This window comes from Mesorhizobium yinganensis (genome assembly GCF_040081985.1).
Lineage (GTDB): Bacteria > Pseudomonadota > Alphaproteobacteria > Rhizobiales > Rhizobiaceae > Kumtagia > Kumtagia yinganensis.
On record NZ_JBEBMH010000012.1, the window covers coordinates 1 to 16,911 of the forward strand.

Below are 16,911 nucleotides of genomic sequence, written 5' to 3' on the forward strand. Positions count from 1 at the left end.
GTCCGGTTCGGCGCGAGATGTCGCGGATCGAAAGATGGTCTCGGTAGTGCCAGCGTCGGATGACGCTCAATAACTCCATGTCGATCACTCCGATGTCCCCCACACAATCCGTGTGGGAGGAGCTTCAAACATGGGTCAATTCTCGATGGAAAAACCTCCGTCGACTGGGTCACTTCTCAGTGGAAATCAACAGGCAGCATCGTAGAGGCCTTTCGACGTCAAGCACCCCCGTCGAATGGCCTATTTTTACCGTCACGCGAAATACCGTCAACCGAATATTATTTCACTTCAATATCAGAACGTTAGCTGCAAAATCGACGTGCCGCTTGGAATTGTAGCGCTGACGGTATTTGGAAAGCGGCTCGTTGACGAAAATCCAAATACCGCCAGCAATACCGTCAAATGGTCGCGCTTTGGGGCGATAGGCCGCGATAGATGGCGAGACCTTTATATTTTATTTTCAATGAGATAGGTTAGTTTAGCGATTGACCGCGAAACGCCCAGAAGGACGCCGGGTCACTCCCACTCGATCGTCCCGGGCGGCTTGCTGGTGACGTCGTAGACCACCCGGTTAATGCCGCGCACCTCGTTGATGATGCGCGTCGCGGTCGCTCCGAGGAAACCCATGTCGTAATGATAGAAATCGGCGGTCATGCCGTCGACCGAGGTCACGGCCCGCAGCGCGCAGACGAATTCGTAGGTGCGGCCGTCGCCCATGACGCCCACCGTCTGCACCGGCAGCAGTACGGCGAAGGCCTGCCATATGGCGTCGTAGAGGCCGGCCTTGCGGATCTCGTCGAGATAGATCGCGTCGGCGTCGCGCAATATGTCCAGCTTTTCGCGGGTCACGCCGCCGGGGCAGCGGATGGCAAGGCCCGGACCGGGGAACGGGTGGCGGCCGATGAAATGCTCGGGCAGGCCCAGTTCCTTGCCCAGCGCCCGCACCTCGTCCTTGAACAGTTCGCGCAGCGGCTCGACCAGCTTCATGTTCATACGGTCCGGCAAGCCGCCGACATTGTGATGCGACTTGATGGTGACCGAGGGGCCGCCGGAGAACGACACGCTCTCGATCACGTCGGGATAGAGCGTGCCCTGCGCCAGGAAATCGGCGCCGCCCAGTTTCTTCGCCTCTTCCTCGAACACCTCGATGAACAGCCGGCCGATGGTTTTTCGCTTCTTCTCCGGGTCGGCCTCGCCTTCCAACGCCGAGATAAAACGGTCGGCGGCGTCGACCAGGATCAGCGGCAGATTGTAGTGCTCGCGGAACATCGAAACGACGTTCTTCGCCTCGTCCTTGCGCATCAGCCCGTGGTCGACGAGGATGCAGGTCAGCTGGTCGCCGACCGCCTCGTGGATCAGCAGCGCGGCTACGGAGGAATCGACGCCGCCCGACAGCGCGCAGATCACTTTTCCCTTGCCGACCTTTTCGCGGATGTCGGCCACCGCCTTCTCGCGATAGGCCGACATCGTCCAGTCGCTCTCGATGCCGGCGACCCGATGCACGAAATTGCGCAGCAATTTTGCCCCGTCCGGCGTATGCACCACTTCGGGGTGGAACATCAGCCCGTACATCTTCTTCTCGACATTGCCGAACACGGCAAACGGCGCGCCTTCCGAGCGCCCATAGATCTGGAATCCTTCGGGCAGCGAGATCACCCGGTCACCATGGCTCATCCATACCTGGTGGCGCTGGCCGGTCGCCCACAGTCCCTCGAACAGCGGACAGTCCTTCTCGACCTCGACGAAGGCGCGGCCGAACTCGCGATGGTCGGAGGCTTCCGCCACGCCGCCCATCTGCACGCACATCGCCATCTGGCCGTAGCAGATGCCGAGCACCGGAATGCCCGCCTCGAAGACGATTTGTGGCGCGCGCGGTGAACCCGCTTCATGCGTCGAAGCCGGTCCGCCGGAAAGGATCACCGCTTGCGGATTGATGCGCCTGAACGCGGCTTCCGCCGACTGGAACGGCACGACCTCCGAATGCACGCCCGCCTCGCGCACCCGGCGCGCGATAAGCTGGGTGACCTGGCTGCCGAAATCGACGATGAGGACGGTGGCGGTATTTTTCATGGCGGGCATTTAGAGAAGAAGTCGAGTCGGTGCAATGGGTTGGCGCGCGGCGCTGTCAGTTCGATTCCGCTCGTTCATGCGAAGAATCCGCTTCTTCACGTTTTGAATCCGGCTGGCCTTCGTCCAGCGCCCGTAAGGCGTCCATCAGCGTGGCAAAACGCGCTTCGCCCAGGCGCGCAACATAGCGCCGCTCGATCTCGCGTTTGATGCGGTCGCCGTCGCGCAGCGCAGCAAGGCCCTTCTCTGTATAACATACCAGCTTGCCGCGCCCATCGCGCGGATCGGGCAGGCGCTCGACCACGCCTTCGGCTTCCAGTCCGTCGAGCAATTGCTGCACGGCCTGCTTGCTGATCGCCATCCTGTCGATCAGCGCGGACTGGCGCGTGCCCTTCCGGGCGAGATGGCCGAGAAGCGTGGCGCGCGCCTCTGTGAACCAGGGGTGTCCGGCCCCGCGCATCGCGGCGGCAAATTCGGCCTGCCAGGCGCGGCTGGCGTTCCAAAGCCTCCAGCCGACATGGTCCGGCAGGCCTTTCGAATTTTCGTCAAGCGTCTTGACCATATGCCTTAATCCTATATAGTCAAGCTACTTGACCAACCGACAGTGGTCGAGAGATTTCCCAACACGGAGCAAAAAATGTCCATCCTCGGAAAAGACACGCTCGCAATCATCATGGCCGGCACCACCCACGTGCTCGACATGGGCGGCAAGCAGGCGATCATCTATTACCAGAGCGAGAGCGACGCCCATATGCTTTTGCCGGACGGCGTCGCCTACAGCGGTAAATGGCGGCTGCTCGACGACGGCTACGCGGTCGACTGGACCGACGGCCCGAGCGGCACCTGGAAGCTCGACCACCGGCAGGGGTCGATCGCCTATCTCGACGGCGGCGGCACTCCAAGGGCGGATATCGCTGCGATCGAGTTCGGCAACTCCCGCAACCTGCCGCGCTAGGCCCAGCGACGACTCATATGGAGACGGTCCGGTCCACGATGGCCTGTTCGAGCCGGCCGACCGCTTCGGCCAGTTTCTCGTCGATGACATGCAGATATTCCGTCCAGTCGCCGACATGGCGCAGTTCGTCCTTGCCGTCGGAAATGCCGCGCAGCGCCACCAGCGGCAGCGAAAACATCTGGCAGGCGCGCAGCACGGCAAACGTCTCCATCTCCACCATGTCCTCGGCGACCGAATCATAGGCCGCGCCGGAAATGATCATGCCGCCGGTCGACAGCGTCGCCTCGCGGATGCCGGGAATCCTATGCGGCAGCGGCACTGTCGCCGGCAGGTCAAGGAAAGGCGTGGCGCCCTTTTCGAACCCCAGGGGCGAGGCGTCCATGTCGCGATAGCTCACGGAGACCGCCTGATAGACCTCCGTTTGCTCCAGCGAGCGGCTGCCGGCCGAGCCAAGCGAAACCACGAGGTCCGGCAGCGCACCTTGCGCCTCCAGCCGGGCCAGCGCCACGCCCATGGCGAGTGCCGCCTCGACCGGGCCGACGCCGGTCATCAGCGGCTTGAACAGGCGTCTCAGATGCGGCCCGTATTCGGCGTCCGCCGCCATGGCGAACAGCAGTTTTTTGCCTGCGATCGTCTCGATCATGTCGCCGCCCCCTCAAGCGCCGTTATGTGAATCGGAATTTTTTCCGAGCCGACTGTTGTCGGCGACGGGGCAAAAAGCAACGGCCCACGTCTGGGCATTAGCTTGAAGAAATTACCCACCCCACCACCGGGACACTTCGCGGCTGTCATGGCGAGCGTAACCAGCGACGATCGGCCTCTGGCGGAGAGACAAGACAGTCCCTTGTGGGGTTAGGGCTGGGGGTAATTCCTTCATGCGACTGCCCTGCGAGCCACGGCTATCGGGCAGCAAAGCCATCCGGAGGGGGAAGCGGCCGGTCAGACGGCCGGCGCGGCTCCCGACAGCATGAAAGCCGCCAGCACCACCGCCACCGAGGCCACGGCGGGATAAATCACCAGCAGCACGGTGAGCGCCGCGCCGCCGAGATTGCCGCCGGCATCGCCTTCTCCGCCGATGCCAAAACCGCCGATGCCGCACTTCTCGGCCACCCTGCGCGCACGTCCCGCCGAAGCCACGGGGCTCGACGGTGCCGGGGTGTTTCTGACGAGGGCGGACATGGTCTTGGCTTTCAGGTTCTGGGATTGCGGCGGTTTTGACAGGCGCCGGTATCCGGCTCATGCCGCACACCCCGCGCCCATGTTTCGATATAGTTTCGGCTCAGGCGCGAAATAAGGGCCGGTTTGTGGCAGCCGGGCGGAATGATCGCGGCATCCGCGCCGCAATGGTTAACGAAAAAAGGGGATAGCTCTTTCGCCAAACCGAGAGAACTTTTTTTGGATTGAGCCTGTTTCGATTGCCGGCCCTTGTTTTTGCTCATTCTTTCTTTTCCCGCCCGGAGCGAAAATCCCGCCGCGCACGATCCTCGTCCCCCTCCCGAAAACCTGCCTCATACTAAGCGCTGTTCCTCTCGCGGGAACGCCGGTCATGACGGTGATTTGCGGGGAGGAGCCGGCGTCCCGGAGATAGCGGCTAACGTGGCCGTGAAGGCCGGGGGCTGTCCCAGAGTTCCCACATACACAAGCTGGAGTATGTCTGCCAGTACGCAACGACATTGCAGGTGCAAGCCGTAAGGCGATGGTTAGCGTAGCGGAATGGGATGGTGAAAACATGCGCCGGACGGGCGGCCGGAAGGTCGCAGATAGTTTATTAGATGAGCGAGCTTACGGCCGCCCGTCTTCCCGAACTCTTCTCAATGGCCAGGGCGGAGTTCCGCAGCGTGGTGACGGGGGCGGTTGCATGCAGGGGACAGTTTACTTTTATCCGCGGAAAGGGCGAAGCCTTGGCAAGCTCACTCGGGCGGATAAAAGTAAACTGTCCCCGGGCGCTGACCGCCGCCCCAAACCCTTGCCGCCCCTTGCGCCTTCCGCTAGGACGGCGGCGCCGCGAACGACCCTCAGCACAAAGCGAACGACCATGACGAACTCGGAAAAGACGAAGGCGCGCCTGCCGCGCGGGTTTGCCGACCGTTTTCCGGACGACATCCGTGCGGTGGAAACGATGATGGCGAAAATCCGCGCCGTCTACGAACTCTACGGTTTTGAGCCCGCCGACCAGCCGCTGATCGAATACACCGATGCGCTCGGCAAATTCCTGCCTGACCAGGACCGGCCGAACGAGGGCGTTTTTTCCTTCCAGGACGACGACGAGCAATGGCTGTCGCTGCGCTACGACCTCACCGCGCCGATGGCGCGTTTCGTCGCCGAGAATTTCGAAAAGCTGCCGAAGCCGTTTCGCAGCTACCGCTCCGGCTGGGTGTTCCGCAACGAGAAGCCAGGGCCGGGGCGCTTCCGCCAGTTCATGCAGTTCGACGCCGACACGGTCGGCACGCCTGGGGTGGCCGCCGACGCCGAGATGGCGATGATGATGGCCGACGTGCTGGAAGCGCTCGGCATCCCGCGCGGCCAATACGTCATCCGCGTCAACAACCGGAAGGTGCTGGACGGCGTGCTGGAAGCGATCGGGCTGGGCGGCCCCGAGAATGCCGGCCGGCGGCTGACCGTGCTGCGTGCTATCGACAAGCTGGACAAGTTCGGTCCCCAGGGAGTGAGGTTGCTGCTTGGCAAGGGGCGCTGGGACGGCGGCAAGCAAGGCGAAGGCGACTTTACGAAGGGCGCAGAGCTGGATGAGGGACAGATAGATACCGTTGTTGAGTCCCTCGGTCTTAGTTTTGAGGAAGGGGACTTAAATATCGCAGCCGTATCCGGACTCCGCATTTTTCCGAGTGAACCAAAGACTCTCCACGAAGGATTTTACGAGCTAAATCGGATAAGAAGCTTGGTACGGGTCGCTGGCTACGGCGAAGACCGCATCCGCATCGATCCCTCCGTCGTGCGCGGCCTCGAATACTACACCGGGCCGGTCTACGAGGCCGAACTGCTGGCCGAAATCCCCAATGACGAAGGCCAGATCGTGCGCTTCGGGTCGGTCGGCGGCGGCGGGCGTTATGACGGGCTGGTGTCGCGTTTCCGCGGTGAGGCGGTGCCGGCGACGGGCTTTTCCATCGGCGTGTCGCGCCTGATGACGGCGCTGAAGAATCTCGGAAAGCTGGATACCTCCAACGTCGTCGGTCCGGTGGTCGTGCTGGTCATGGACCGCGACACGGAAAGCCTCGGCCGCTACCAGAAGATGGTCGCCTCGCTGCGCCAGGCCGGCATAAGGGCGGAGATGTATCTCGGCGGCTCCGGCATGAAGCCGCAGATGAAATACGCCGACCGCAGAAGTGCGCCCTGTGTCGTCATCCAGGGCGGCGACGAGCGCGCCAAGGGGGAAGTGCAGATCAAGGACATGGCGCTCGGCGAGCAACTGTCCAAGAAAATCACCGACAATGCCGCCTGGCGCGAGGGCCGCCCGGCGCAGTTTTCGGTGACGGAAGGCGAGTTGGTCGAGGCGGTGCGAAAAGTGCTCGATGCGCAGGCCGGCGAACGCGCGAAGGCCGACGCATGAACACCCCCCTCTGGCCTGCCGGCCATCTCCCCCTCAAGGGGGGAGATTCGACGGCCGCTTTGGTTTCGCCAATCTCCGGCGTTGCCGAATGCGCGGTGCGGCTGGAACTGCCAATCTCCCCCCTTGAGGGGGAGATGGCCGGCAGGCCAGAAGGGGGTGCCTCGATCGAGGCCTCTGCGCCATGACCACCCTCCCCTCCGACATCCGCGCGCTGTTCGCCGCGCGCTCCGCCGACCTCGTCGACATGGCGATCCTGCAGCCCGCCGATCCATTCCTCGACATGGCCGGTGAAGACCTTCGCCGCCGCATTTTCCTCACCGAGAGCGAGACCGGCGAGCAGCTTTGCCTGCGCCCGGAATTCACCATCCCCGTCTGCCTCGACCACATCCGCACGCAATCCGGCACGCCGCGCCGCTACGCTTATCTCGGCGAGGTTTTCCGCCAGCGACGCGAGGGCCGGGCGGAGTTCTTCCAGGCCGGCATCGAGGATCTTGGCGACACGGATATCGCGTCCGCCGACGCGAGGCTGATCGCCGACGCACATGCGCTGCTGACGCTGGCGTTGCCGAAAACGCCGCTTGCCCTAACGCTCGGCGACCAGTCGGTGTTCGAGGCGGTGCTGGCGGCGCTCGGCCTGCCGCGTGGCTGGCAGAAGCGGTTGGCGCGTGCCTTCGGTGCGCCCGAACAGCTTGCCGCAGCGCTCGACGACCTCGCCAACCCGCAGCGCAAGCGAGGTCTCGGCCAGCCGGCCGCCCGGCTCGTGGCGGCGCGCGACCGCGAGGCGCTCGCCGCCCATATCGGCCGGACGATGGAGGATCAGGGGCTGACGCCGTCTGCCGGCCGAACGCCGGAGGATATCGCGCGGCGTCTGATCGAGAAGGCCGAACTCGGCGCCGTGCGCCTCTCCGACGAGGCTTTTGCCGCGCTGAAGCAGTTCTTGGCGATCCGCGTGCCGCTTGGCGAGGCCGCCGAGGCGCTGACGCGTTTCGCAGACGAGGCCGAGCTTTACCTCGACACGGCGCTCGACCTGTTCAAGGCGCGGGCCGAGGCGGTCGGTGACAAGGCGATCGGTTACGTGACCTATGACGCCGGCTTCGGCCGTCCGCTCGACTATTACACCGGCATGGTGTTCGAGATCGCCGCGTCCGGCGCGTCCCAGCCGCTGGCCGGCGGCGGGCGCTACGACCGCCTGCTGACCCTGCTCGGCGCGAAAGACCCTATTCCGGGCGTCGGTTTTTCAGTCTGGCTCGACCGCATCGAGGCCTTGCGTGGGGGTACGGCATGACGCTCACGCTTGCCATCCCTTCAAAAGGCCGGCTGCGCGAGCAGACGCTTGATTTGTTGGCAGCCGCCGGCCTGCCGGTCAGCCTGCCCGGCGACGAGCGCAAATACCGGGCGCATATCGAAGGCCGCGACGACGTGGAAATCGCCTTCCTGTCGGCCTCCGAGATCGCCGGCGAACTCGGCCAGGGCAATGTCGATCTCGGCGTCACCGGCGAGGATCTTCTGCGCGAAAGCCGCGCCGACTGGGATGCGCGCATGGAGGTCGCGGCGAGGCTGGGTTTCGGCCACGCCGATGTGGTGGTCGCGATCCCCGAAGTCTGGCTCGACGTCGACACAATGGCGGACCTCGACGACGTCGCCGCCGATTTCCGCCAGCGCCACGGGCGGCGGCTGCGCATCGCCACGAAATACTGGCGGCTGACGCAGCAGTTCTTCTCGCAAAAACACGGCATCCAGGTCTACCGCATCGTCGAAAGCCTCGGCGCCACCGAAGGCGCACCCGCCGCAGGCTCAGCCGACGTCATCGTCGACATCACCTCGACCGGCTCGACCTTGCGCGCCAACCACCTGAAAATCCTGTCCGACGGCGTCATCCTGCGCTCACAGGCCTGCCTCGTCGCCGCGCGGCGCGAACGCGGTGCGGCGGACCAGGCGGCGCTGGCGGAGATTGTTGGGAAGATGAGAGCGAGAGTAGGTTAACTGCCGGGGACAGTTTACTTTTTTCGGCTCGCGCAAGCCTTGAAGCGGCCGCGCCTTTCTGCCGAAAGAAAGTGAACTGTCCCCTGCGCCTACTCGCTCACGCCATCACCGTCTCGCGCAGCCCGCGCAAAATGCCGGCAAGCTCGCGGCATTCCTCCTGCCGGGGGCTGTTCCTGCGCCAAGCCAGCGCGATCTCGCGCGACGGCACCGGTTCGGCAAACGGCACGATCTTCAGATCCCGGATGACGCGGCTGGATTCGGCCGCCATTTCCGGAATGAGGGTGACGCCGAGACCGTGCCCAACCATCTGCAACAGCGTAGTGAGGCTGGTCGCCCCGTAATTCGAAAGTGCCGCCGGCCTGACGCTGCCGCAGATCTTCAGCGCCTGGTCGCGCAGGCAGTGGCCCTCTTCCAACAGCATCAGCCGCTCCAGCGCGGGGCTTTCCGGCGGCACCGGCGGCGCGACGAAATCCGCGTCCTGCTCCGGTACGGCGAGAAAAAACCGGTCGTCGAAAAGCCTCTCCGTCACCAGGCCGGGATGGTCGAGCGGCAGGGCGGCGACAAAACCGTCGATGCGGCCGGCGGCGGTTTCCGATACCAGCGACATGGTCACCGCCTCGCGCAGTTCCAACTGAAGCTCCGGAAAGCGTGCCTTGAGCTCCGGTAGCACCTGCGGCAGCAGATAAGGCGCCACCGTCGGGATCATGCCCAGACGGAACCGCCCTTGCATGGTGCGCCGGCCACGCCGCGCCAGCGTCTCGACCTCGCGGATCTGCGCCAGGATGGACTCGATGCGCGGCTGCAGGGCCGCCGCCTCCTCGGTCAGTTGCACGGAGCGGCCGCCACGCTCGAACAGCCGGCAGCCCAGCCGCTCCTCCAGTTCGGCAATCTGCGAGGACAGCGCCGGCTGCGTCACCCCGGCAAGCTCGGCGGCGCGGCCGAAATGCAGCGTCTGCGCCAGCGCGTCGAAATACAGCATCTGGCGGATAGTGAGGTTTGTCATAAGCAGAAATTATCGGAAAAATCAGGAAAGGCAATTTGTCATTATCGACGGAAACGCCTAGTCTGGAATCGTTCCAGATTGCTCGGCCTTCCCCGCCAGGCGTCTGGTCGATCATTTCAGCAAGAACCCACCGAGACGAGGGAGGCAGGAGAAAGCCATGGACGCCAAGACGGACGACAAGAGCGCGGGCAAATGCCCGGTCGCACACGCACCGGCCGGACGGAAAAATCGCGACTGGTGGCCGGAGCATCTGGACATCCAGGTGCTGCATACCAATTCGACCCTGTCCGATCCCATGGGCGGGGAATTCGACTACGCCAAGGAGTTCGAGAGCCTCGACCTCGACGCGGTCATCAAGGACCTGCACGCGCTGATGACGGATTCGCAGGACTGGTGGCCGGCCGACTTCGGCCATTACGGCGGCCTGTTCATCCGCATGGCCTGGCATAGCGCTGGCACCTATCGCATCACCGACGGCCGCGGCGGCGCAGGCGCCGGCCAGCAGCGTTTCGCCCCGCTCAATTCGTGGCCGGACAATGCCAACCTCGACAAGGCACGCCGGCTGCTCTGGCCGATCAAGCAGAAATACGGCCGCAAGATTTCATGGGCCGACCTGATGATCCTCACCGGCAACGTCGCCCTGGAATCCATGGGCTTCAAGACCTTCGGCTTCGCCGGCGGACGCGCCGACGTGTGGGAGCCGGAAGAGCTCTATTGGGGACCGGAAGGCACCTGGCTGGGCGATGAGCGCTACAGCGGCGAACGCCAGCTCGCGGAACCGCTCGGCGCGGTGCAGATGGGCCTGATCTACGTCAACCCGCAGGGCCCGAACGGCAATCCCGACCCGATCGCGGCGGCCAAGGACATCCGCGAGACCTTCTTCCGCATGGCCATGAACGATGAGGAGACCGTCGCGCTGATCGCCGGCGGCCACTCCTTCGGCAAGACGCACGGCGCCGGCGACCCGTCGCTGGTCGGCGCCGACCCGGAAGGCGCTGATGTCGAAGACCAGGGCCTCGGCTGGAAGAGCACGCATGGCACCGGCATCGGCGCCGACGCCATCACCGGCGGTCCGGAAGTCACGTGGACGCAGACGCCGACCAAGTGGAGCAACCTGTTCTTCAAGAACCTGTTCGAGAACGAATGGGAACTGACCGAGAGCCCCGCCGGCGCGAAGCAGTGGAAGGCCAAGAGCGGCGAGAAGTCGATCCCGGATGCCTTCGATTCCTCGAAGAAGCACGTGCCGACCATGCTGACCACCGACCTGTCTCTGCGCTTCGATCCGGAATACGAAAAGATCTCGCGGCGCTTCTACGAGAACCCGGACCAGTTCGCCGACGCCTTCGCCCGCGCCTGGTTCAAGCTCACCCACCGCGACATGGGTCCGCGTGTCCGCTACCTCGGCCCGCTCGTGCCCAAGGAGACGCTGATCTGGCAGGATCCGATCCCCGCCGTCGAACATGAGTTGATCAGCGGACAGGACATCGCCGCGCTCAAGGAGAAGATCCTTGCCTCCGGCCTGTCGGTGTCGCAACTGGTCTCGACCGCCTGGGCATCGGCTTCGACCTTCCGCCGTTCCGACAAGCGCGGCGGCGCAAACGGCGCCCGCATCCGCCTGGCTCCGCAGAAGGATTGGGAGGTCAACCAGCCGGCCCAGGCCGTGGTTGCAAAGCTGGAGGCAATCCAGAAGGAGTTCGCCAAGAAGGTGTCGCTCGCCGACTTGATCGTGCTTGCCGGTTCGGTCGCCGTGGAGAAGGCCGCCAAGGATGCCGGCATCGACGTGAAGGTGCCCTTCACGCCGGGCCGCGCCGACGCCTCGCAGGAGCAGACGGACGTCCAGTCCTTCGCCCCGCTGGAACCTCGCGCCGACGGCTTCCGCAACTATACCAACGGCAAGAAGCTGCAGTTCATGAAGCCCGAGGAAGCGCTTGTGGACAAGGCTCAGTTGCTGACGCTGACCGGACCCGAGCTGACGGTTCTCCTTGGCGGACTGCGTGTTCTCGGCGCGAACCATGGCGGCTCGAAGCACGGCGTCTTCACCAAGCAGCCGGAGAAGCTCACCAACGACTTCTTCGTCAACCTGCTCGACATGGGCACGCAGTGGCAGCCGCAGTCCGGTTCGCACGGCGTCTATGAAGGCCGCGACCGCAAGACCGGCGAGGTCAAGTGGACGGGTACGCGCATCGACCTGATCTTCGGATCGCATTCGCAGCTTCGCGCCTACGCCGAAGTCTATGCGACGGCCGATTCCAAGGAAAAGTTCGCCAGGGATTTCGTGGCGGCCTGGACCAAGGTGATGAACGCCGACCGCTTCGACCTCGGCAGCGAATCGCTGCGGGAAGCCGCATAGTCCGGCCACCGCCGAAACGCGGGTCGATCGAATGGAAAGGCCGGGACAAATTCCCGGCCTTTCTGCTTTGGAGCCAGCCTTGAAGCGGCCATCCGGCTAGCCTACAATCTAGCCTGATGGAGATTTCCATGGGCAAGGTCTGGACACTTCAGGACGCCAAGAACAAGTTTTCCGCCGTGGTCGAGGCCGCGCAGCGCGGCGAGCCGCAACATGTCACCAAGCGCGGCATCGATGCGGTGGTGGTGTTGTCAGCGGAAGAGTACGAGCGGCTGACGAAACTGGACACGAAGCCCAGGAAAACCTTCGTCCAGCATATTCTCGACTTTCCGAAACTACCGGAGGGGATGGAGGATATTTTCGACGACCGCGACCAATATCCGTCCTCATATCGTGACATCGACCTGGATTGATCCGTGTACCTGATCGACACGATGGTCTTGTCCGAGCGGTCGAAGGCAAGGGCCGCTTCCTCGGTCTTGGACTGGCTGCATACGATCGAACTGCAGCACATATTCATCAGCGTTGTGACGATCGGTGAAATCCAGCGAGGGATACACAAGCTTGAAAGACAGGAGGGGAAGCCGGCGTCACGACATCGAAGCTGGCTGGAGGCAACACTTCATCAGTATGCGACACAGATATTGCCGGTCACTCTCGATATTGCGCGGCGCTGGGGGCCGTTGACGTTCGATATGAAGCGAACGGACCCGGACCTGCTCATCGCCGCCACCGCGATCGAGCACGACCTGACGCTCGTCACCCGCAATGTCCGGCACTTTGAACCGACCGGGGTCAAACTCTTCAATCCTTACGAGCAGCCGAACTGAAGTTCACTGGAACGGTCCATTATCGTCCCGGCTTTTCGTTTGAATGCCGCTATGCGCGCTCGGCGGCCGGCGTGGCGCTCAGTTCCGCCCGCGCATCGGCGATGGTCGCGGCGTAGTGGACGTGCGGCGGCCGCACGCCATGGGTCAGAAGCATACGCCGGACAGCCGGCGAAGCGCCGGTGATGAAGAAGCGGATGCCGCGCCTCTCGGCCTTGCGCGCCGACTGCTCGATAATGTTGGCGGCTGTCGAGTCGAGGACGGGAACCGCTGAGAAATCGAGAATGAAGCTGCTATGCGTATCGGCTATGCGGTCGAGCGTCGTCCCGACCATCGAGGCTGCGCCGAAGAAGAACGCGCCGGAGAGGCGGTAGATCACCAGGTCCGGGCTGCCCTCCGCCTCGGCATGATAAGGTTTCCGGTCGCCGTTCTCGCTGTCGGCGATGTCCTGCACGCCAAGCGGTGTCTGCGCCTCGAAGGCCACGCTCCTGGACATGCGGTCGATGAACAGCAGCGCACCGAGCGCGAAGCCGACGACGATGCCCTCGGTCAAGTCGCGGAAGACAACCAGCCCGAATGTGACGAGAAGCACGATCGCGTCGCCCCAGGACGAGCGCAGGAGGGCGACGAAGGCGTCGCGCTCGACCATGTTGAAGGCCACCACCGCCAGCACACCGGCCAGGGCGGAGAGCGGTATGTAGCTGGCGAGCGGCGCGGCCAGCAGCATGAAGGCCAGCAGGAAGACCGAGTGGGCCATCCCCGCCACCGGGCTTTCGGCGCCCGAGCGTACGTTGGTCGCCGTGCGCGCAATGGTTCCGGTAACGCATATGCCGCCGAAAAGGGCGGCCCCGATATTGGCGAAACCTTGAGCCACCAATTCGCAATTGGAGCGGTGGCGGCGGCCGGTCATCCCGTCGGCAACGACGGCCGAGAGCAGCGATTCGATCGCTCCCAGAAGCGTGAAGGAGATGGCGGAAGGCAGAACGGCCATGACCTTGTCGAGCGAGAATGGCGGCAGGGCCGGCGCCGGCAGCGTGCGCGGAATGCCGCCGAATTTTGTGCCGATGGTCTCGACCGGCAGCCCCAGCATCGCGGCGGCGACCGACGCCAGCAGCACGGCGATCAGCAGGCCCGGCCATTGCGGGCGGAACCGTCTGATCAGCAGTATTGCTGCAATGGTAAGCGCAGAGACGCCGATCGTCGCGATGTTTGCCGTCGAGGCGACGCTGGCCAGCGCCATCAGTTTCGGCACGAATGGGCCGGGCTCGGGGCCGGACAGGGTCAGTCCGAACAATTCGCCGATCTGGCTGGAAAAGATGATGACCGCGATGCCGGCGGTGAACCCCACGGTTACGGGATAGGGGATGAATTTGACGAAGGTGCCGAGACGGGCGTAGCCGATCGCCGCAAGCATCACGCCGGACATCATCGTCGCCAGGATCAGCCCGTCGACGCCGTGCGCCTGCACGGTGGCTGAGACCAGGACGATGAAGGCGCCCGCCGGGCCGCCGATCTGGAACCGGCTGCCGCCCAGCAGGGATACGAGGAAGCCGCCGACGATTGCCGTATAGAGCCCGCGATCCGGCGATACGCCGGAGGCGATGGCAATCGCCATCGACAGCGGCAGGGCCACGATCGCCACGGTGAGGCCGGAGACGAGATCATGCCGCAGCCGCTCGCGGCCATAACCTTCGCGCAGCACGGTCAGCAGTTTGGGCGTGAACATCTCCCGGAAGCCAGGCCGATGCTCCCGCGTGAAATGATCGGATGTATGCGCCATCTGCCGTGCTCTTAGGAAAAGTAATCAAGACCCTTCGATGCCGTCGTCGCGGTTGTCGCAGCCGACCGGTCAGCCCGCTCCCGGCCGCGTCGGGCCGCCGGGAGCGCGAAGCCGAACACCACGGCCGCCAACGTCGCTGCGCTGGTTGTCGCCGATCAGTTCGATACCCGCCACGGCCAGAGCCTCCACGACCTTCGTCAGCGTATCGACCACGCCGCGTACGGTGCCCTCGCTCGCCTCCATTCTCTGGATGGTCGCGAGCGAGACACCGGACAGTTCGGCCAGCCGCGCCTGGTCAATTTCGAGAAGGGCTCGCGCCGCCCGCATCTGTCCCGCCGTGATCAAATCCGATGCTCCATTTCAGTGTCGCAGTATAGCGCTTTAAGGCTCTATCATTCAAGTATTTTATAGCACTATTGCTATACCAGACGTACACGATTTCGAGCCCACGCGACACTGCCGGCCGACCACCCGTTGCCCAATCCTGTTAGGCCCTGTAGCAAGGCCCTGAACGGGCAACCGAAGCGGGATTACCACCATGAGACTGGGCGGACGGCTGGCGGCGGCCATCGAAGTGCTCGACGATATCGGGCGGCGCCATCGCCCGGCTGCGGACGCCTTGAAGGATTGGGGCCTGTCGCACCGTTTCGCCGGTGCCGGAGACCGGGCGGCGATCGGCAACATCGTCTATGACGCCTTGCGCCGAAAACGCTCGGCGGCGTGGCTGTTCGGCGCCGATACGTCGCGCGCGCTGGCCTTCGGCGCGCTTCTGCTGGAATGGACGGAGACGCCGGAGAGCATCAACCGCGTGCTGGACGGCGACCGTTTTGCACCCGCGCCGCTGGATGAAGGTGAGCTTGATGCACTGGCCGCCAACCGCCTCAACGACGCGCCGGCCATCGTCCGCGCCGACAGCCCGGACTGGTGCGAACCGCTGCTGGAACGGACGTTCGGCGAAAACTGGGCCGAGGAAGGGCGCGCGCTGGCCGGCCGGCCGCCGCTCGATCTGCGCGTCAACACGCTGATGTCGGACCGCGCTCGCGTGCTCGCCGAACTGGAGCAGACGGGCGCCGCCCCGACCGCGCTCGCGCCCCAAGGCATCCGCATTCCGCCGATCGCCGCCGACGGCCGCCATCCCAATGTGCAGGCCGAGCCGGCTTTCCAGAAGGGCTGGTTCGAGGTGCAGGACGAAGGCTCGCAGGTGGCCGCCGCACTCGCCGGGGCAAGGCCCGGCATGCAGGTGCTCGACTTCTGCGCAGGCGCCGGGGGCAAGACGCTGGCGCTGTCCGCCGCGATGGAGAACAGGGGCCAGATATTCGCCTACGACGCCGAGAAGGCGCGGCTGGCGCCGATCTTCGACCGCGTCCGCCGCGCCGGCGCCCGCAACATCCAGGTCCTGTCGAAGTTGCCGGAAGTCGAAAAGCTCGCCGGCCAGATGGACATCGTCCTCATCGATGCCCCCTGCACCGGCAGCGGCACATGGCGGCGCAGGCCCGACGCCAAGTGGCGGCTGACCACGCGGCAGCTCGACGTGCGCAAGGGCGAGCAGGCGCGCATCCTCGAGGACGCCAAGGTTTTTGTGAAGCCCGGCGGGCTGATCGCCTACGTCACATGCTCGGTGTTTCGCGACGAGAACCACGATCAGGTCGCGCGCTTCCTCGACGCCAACCCGGCGTTTTCGCCCGCCGACCACCATGTGCTGTTCGAACAGCGCTTTCCCGGCAAGACGGACGCCGCGCGCATCGAAAAGGACGGCGGCATCGTGCTGTCGCCGCTGCGCAGCGGCACGGACGGTTTTTACTTCGCGGCCCTGCGCCGCAACTGACGAACTTAGCCCGGCTTGATAGGCCCGCCGCGCGCTCCAGATTTGCAGGGCAGAGGATGCTTAGCAAAGGACAGGGAATGGCCGGGCGCGTGACGCTGTTATGGTTTCTCCTGCTGACCGTCGGCGGCGGGACGGCGATCGGCTTGGCAACGGCTCCCGGCCCTTGGTACGACACACTCCAGAAACCGGCCTTCAATCCGCCGCCTTGGGTTTTCGGCCCGGTCTGGACGGTGCTCTACATCCTGATCGCCATTGCCGGCTGGCGCATTTGGCGCGTTGAGCGCGATGGAATCCTCACCAAGCTCTGGTTTGCCCAGCTCGTTGTGAACTTTGCGTGGTCACCCATTTTTTTCAGTCTGCACAGCATCGGCCTTGCCCTCCCCGTGATCCTTGTCCTGCTGGTTCTGATTGCGAGCTTCGTCGTGATGGCTTGGCGTCGTGACCCCATCGCGGCATGGCTGTTCATTCCTTATCTCGCCTGGGTGGCCTTCGCGACGCTGCTTAACGCCTCGCTGTTTGCCCTCAACTGACCGTTGTTTTTGCAATGCAGCAAATTGCA

At 64.3% G+C, this 16,911-nt stretch carries 17 protein-coding genes; 9 read left to right on the forward strand and 8 right to left on the reverse strand.

The genetic code is table 11. The features are described 5' to 3' along the window. Positions 1-516 precede the first annotated feature (516 nt). A complete protein-coding gene (guaA, locus tag ABMA59_RS20730) occupies positions 517-2,070 on the reverse strand; it encodes a glutamine-hydrolyzing GMP synthase (protein ID WP_349007293.1) in 1,554 nt (517 codons plus the stop codon). Between the two features lie 55 nt (positions 2,071-2,125). Further along, positions 2,126-2,629: a MarR family winged helix-turn-helix transcriptional regulator gene (locus ABMA59_RS20735; RefSeq protein ID WP_349007294.1), complete on the reverse strand. Its 504-nt coding sequence runs from the start codon at positions 2,627-2,629 to the stop codon at positions 2,126-2,128. Positions 2,630-2,704: 75 nt separating this feature from the next. On the opposite strand from ABMA59_RS20735, the gene ABMA59_RS20740 reads away from it, so the two are divergent. Then, positions 2,705-3,022 (forward strand): hypothetical protein, encoded by a 318-nt coding sequence (locus ABMA59_RS20740; RefSeq protein WP_349007295.1) that lies wholly within the window; start codon positions 2,705-2,707, stop codon positions 3,020-3,022. Between the two features lie 13 nt (positions 3,023-3,035). Here the strand turns inward: ABMA59_RS20740 and ABMA59_RS20745 are convergent, their stop codons facing one another. The 3 genes from ABMA59_RS20745 to ABMA59_RS20755 all read right to left on the reverse strand — a co-directional run bounded on the left by ABMA59_RS20745 (position 3,036) and on the right by ABMA59_RS20755 (position 4,461). Beyond that, positions 3,036-3,665: a 5'-methylthioadenosine/S-adenosylhomocysteine nucleosidase gene (locus ABMA59_RS20745; protein ID WP_349007296.1), complete on the reverse strand. Its 630-nt coding sequence runs from the start codon at positions 3,663-3,665 to the stop codon at positions 3,036-3,038. 296 nt (positions 3,666-3,961) lie between these two features. Beyond that, a complete protein-coding gene (locus tag ABMA59_RS20750) occupies positions 3,962-4,201 on the reverse strand; it encodes a hypothetical protein (RefSeq protein ID WP_349007297.1) in 240 nt (79 codons plus the stop codon). An 11-nt stretch (positions 4,202-4,212) separates the two neighbouring features. Beyond that, entirely contained in the window at positions 4,213-4,461 is a 249-nt protein-coding gene (locus ABMA59_RS20755; protein WP_349007298.1) for a hypothetical protein, read from the reverse strand. A 596-nt stretch (positions 4,462-5,057) separates the two neighbouring features. Between ABMA59_RS20755 and hisS the strand changes: the two genes are divergently transcribed. From hisS to hisG, 3 genes are all read left to right on the forward strand, one after another. Next, on the forward strand, positions 5,058-6,587 hold the full coding sequence (hisS, locus tag ABMA59_RS20760; protein ID WP_349007299.1) for a histidine--tRNA ligase: 1,530 nt from the start codon (positions 5,058-5,060) through the stop codon (positions 6,585-6,587). 181 nt (positions 6,588-6,768) lie between these two features. After that, the gene (locus ABMA59_RS20765; RefSeq protein ID WP_349007300.1) at positions 6,769-7,872 is read left to right on the forward strand and encodes an ATP phosphoribosyltransferase regulatory subunit; all 1,104 of its coding nucleotides are present in this window, start codon (positions 6,769-6,771) and stop codon (positions 7,870-7,872) included. Then, the gene (hisG, locus tag ABMA59_RS20770; protein ID WP_349007301.1) at positions 7,869-8,570 is read left to right on the forward strand and encodes an ATP phosphoribosyltransferase; all 702 of its coding nucleotides are present in this window, start codon (positions 7,869-7,871) and stop codon (positions 8,568-8,570) included. Before ABMA59_RS20765 ends, hisG begins: the two co-directional genes overlap by 4 nt. Positions 8,571-8,667: 97 nt before the next feature. Here the strand turns inward: hisG and ABMA59_RS20775 are convergent, their stop codons facing one another. Further along, positions 8,668-9,573: a hydrogen peroxide-inducible genes activator gene (locus tag ABMA59_RS20775; RefSeq protein WP_349007302.1), complete on the reverse strand. Its 906-nt coding sequence runs from the start codon at positions 9,571-9,573 to the stop codon at positions 8,668-8,670. Positions 9,574-9,730: 157 nt separating this feature from the next. Here ABMA59_RS20775 and katG point away from each other — a divergent pair, with 157 nt between their 5' ends. The 3 genes from katG (at position 9,731) to ABMA59_RS20790 (ending at position 12,750) form a co-directional block, all read left to right on the forward strand. Further along, entirely contained in the window at positions 9,731-11,923 is a 2,193-nt protein-coding gene (gene katG, locus ABMA59_RS20780; protein ID WP_349007303.1) for a catalase/peroxidase HPI, read from the forward strand. A 128-nt stretch (positions 11,924-12,051) separates the two neighbouring features. Next, on the forward strand, positions 12,052-12,333 hold the full coding sequence (locus ABMA59_RS20785; RefSeq protein ID WP_349007304.1) for a type II toxin-antitoxin system Phd/YefM family antitoxin: 282 nt from the start codon (positions 12,052-12,054) through the stop codon (positions 12,331-12,333). 3 nt (positions 12,334-12,336) lie between these two features. After that, positions 12,337-12,750 carry a type II toxin-antitoxin system VapC family toxin gene (locus ABMA59_RS20790; protein ID WP_349007305.1) on the forward strand — a complete coding sequence of 138 codons (414 nt, stop codon included), beginning with the start codon at positions 12,337-12,339 and terminating at the stop codon, positions 12,748-12,750. A 49-nt stretch (positions 12,751-12,799) separates the two neighbouring features. Here the strand turns inward: ABMA59_RS20790 and ABMA59_RS20795 are convergent, their stop codons facing one another. Both ABMA59_RS20795 and ABMA59_RS20800 read right to left on the reverse strand, forming a co-directional pair. Further along, on the reverse strand, positions 12,800-14,527 hold the full coding sequence (locus ABMA59_RS20795) for a SulP family inorganic anion transporter (RefSeq protein WP_349007306.1): 1,728 nt from the start codon (positions 14,525-14,527) through the stop codon (positions 12,800-12,802). A gap of 69 nt (positions 14,528-14,596) precedes the next feature. Further along, positions 14,597-14,872: a helix-turn-helix domain-containing protein gene (locus ABMA59_RS20800; protein WP_349007307.1), complete on the reverse strand. Its 276-nt coding sequence runs from the start codon at positions 14,870-14,872 to the stop codon at positions 14,597-14,599. A gap of 193 nt (positions 14,873-15,065) precedes the next feature. On the opposite strand from ABMA59_RS20800, the gene ABMA59_RS20805 reads away from it, so the two are divergent. Continuing rightward, a complete protein-coding gene (locus ABMA59_RS20805; protein ID WP_349007308.1) occupies positions 15,066-16,352 on the forward strand; it encodes an RsmB/NOP family class I SAM-dependent RNA methyltransferase in 1,287 nt (428 codons plus the stop codon). 77 nt (positions 16,353-16,429) lie between these two features. Continuing rightward, the gene (locus ABMA59_RS20810; RefSeq protein ID WP_349007309.1) at positions 16,430-16,882 is read left to right on the forward strand and encodes a TspO/MBR family protein; all 453 of its coding nucleotides are present in this window, start codon (positions 16,430-16,432) and stop codon (positions 16,880-16,882) included. The last annotated feature ends 29 nt before the right edge of the window (positions 16,883-16,911 follow it).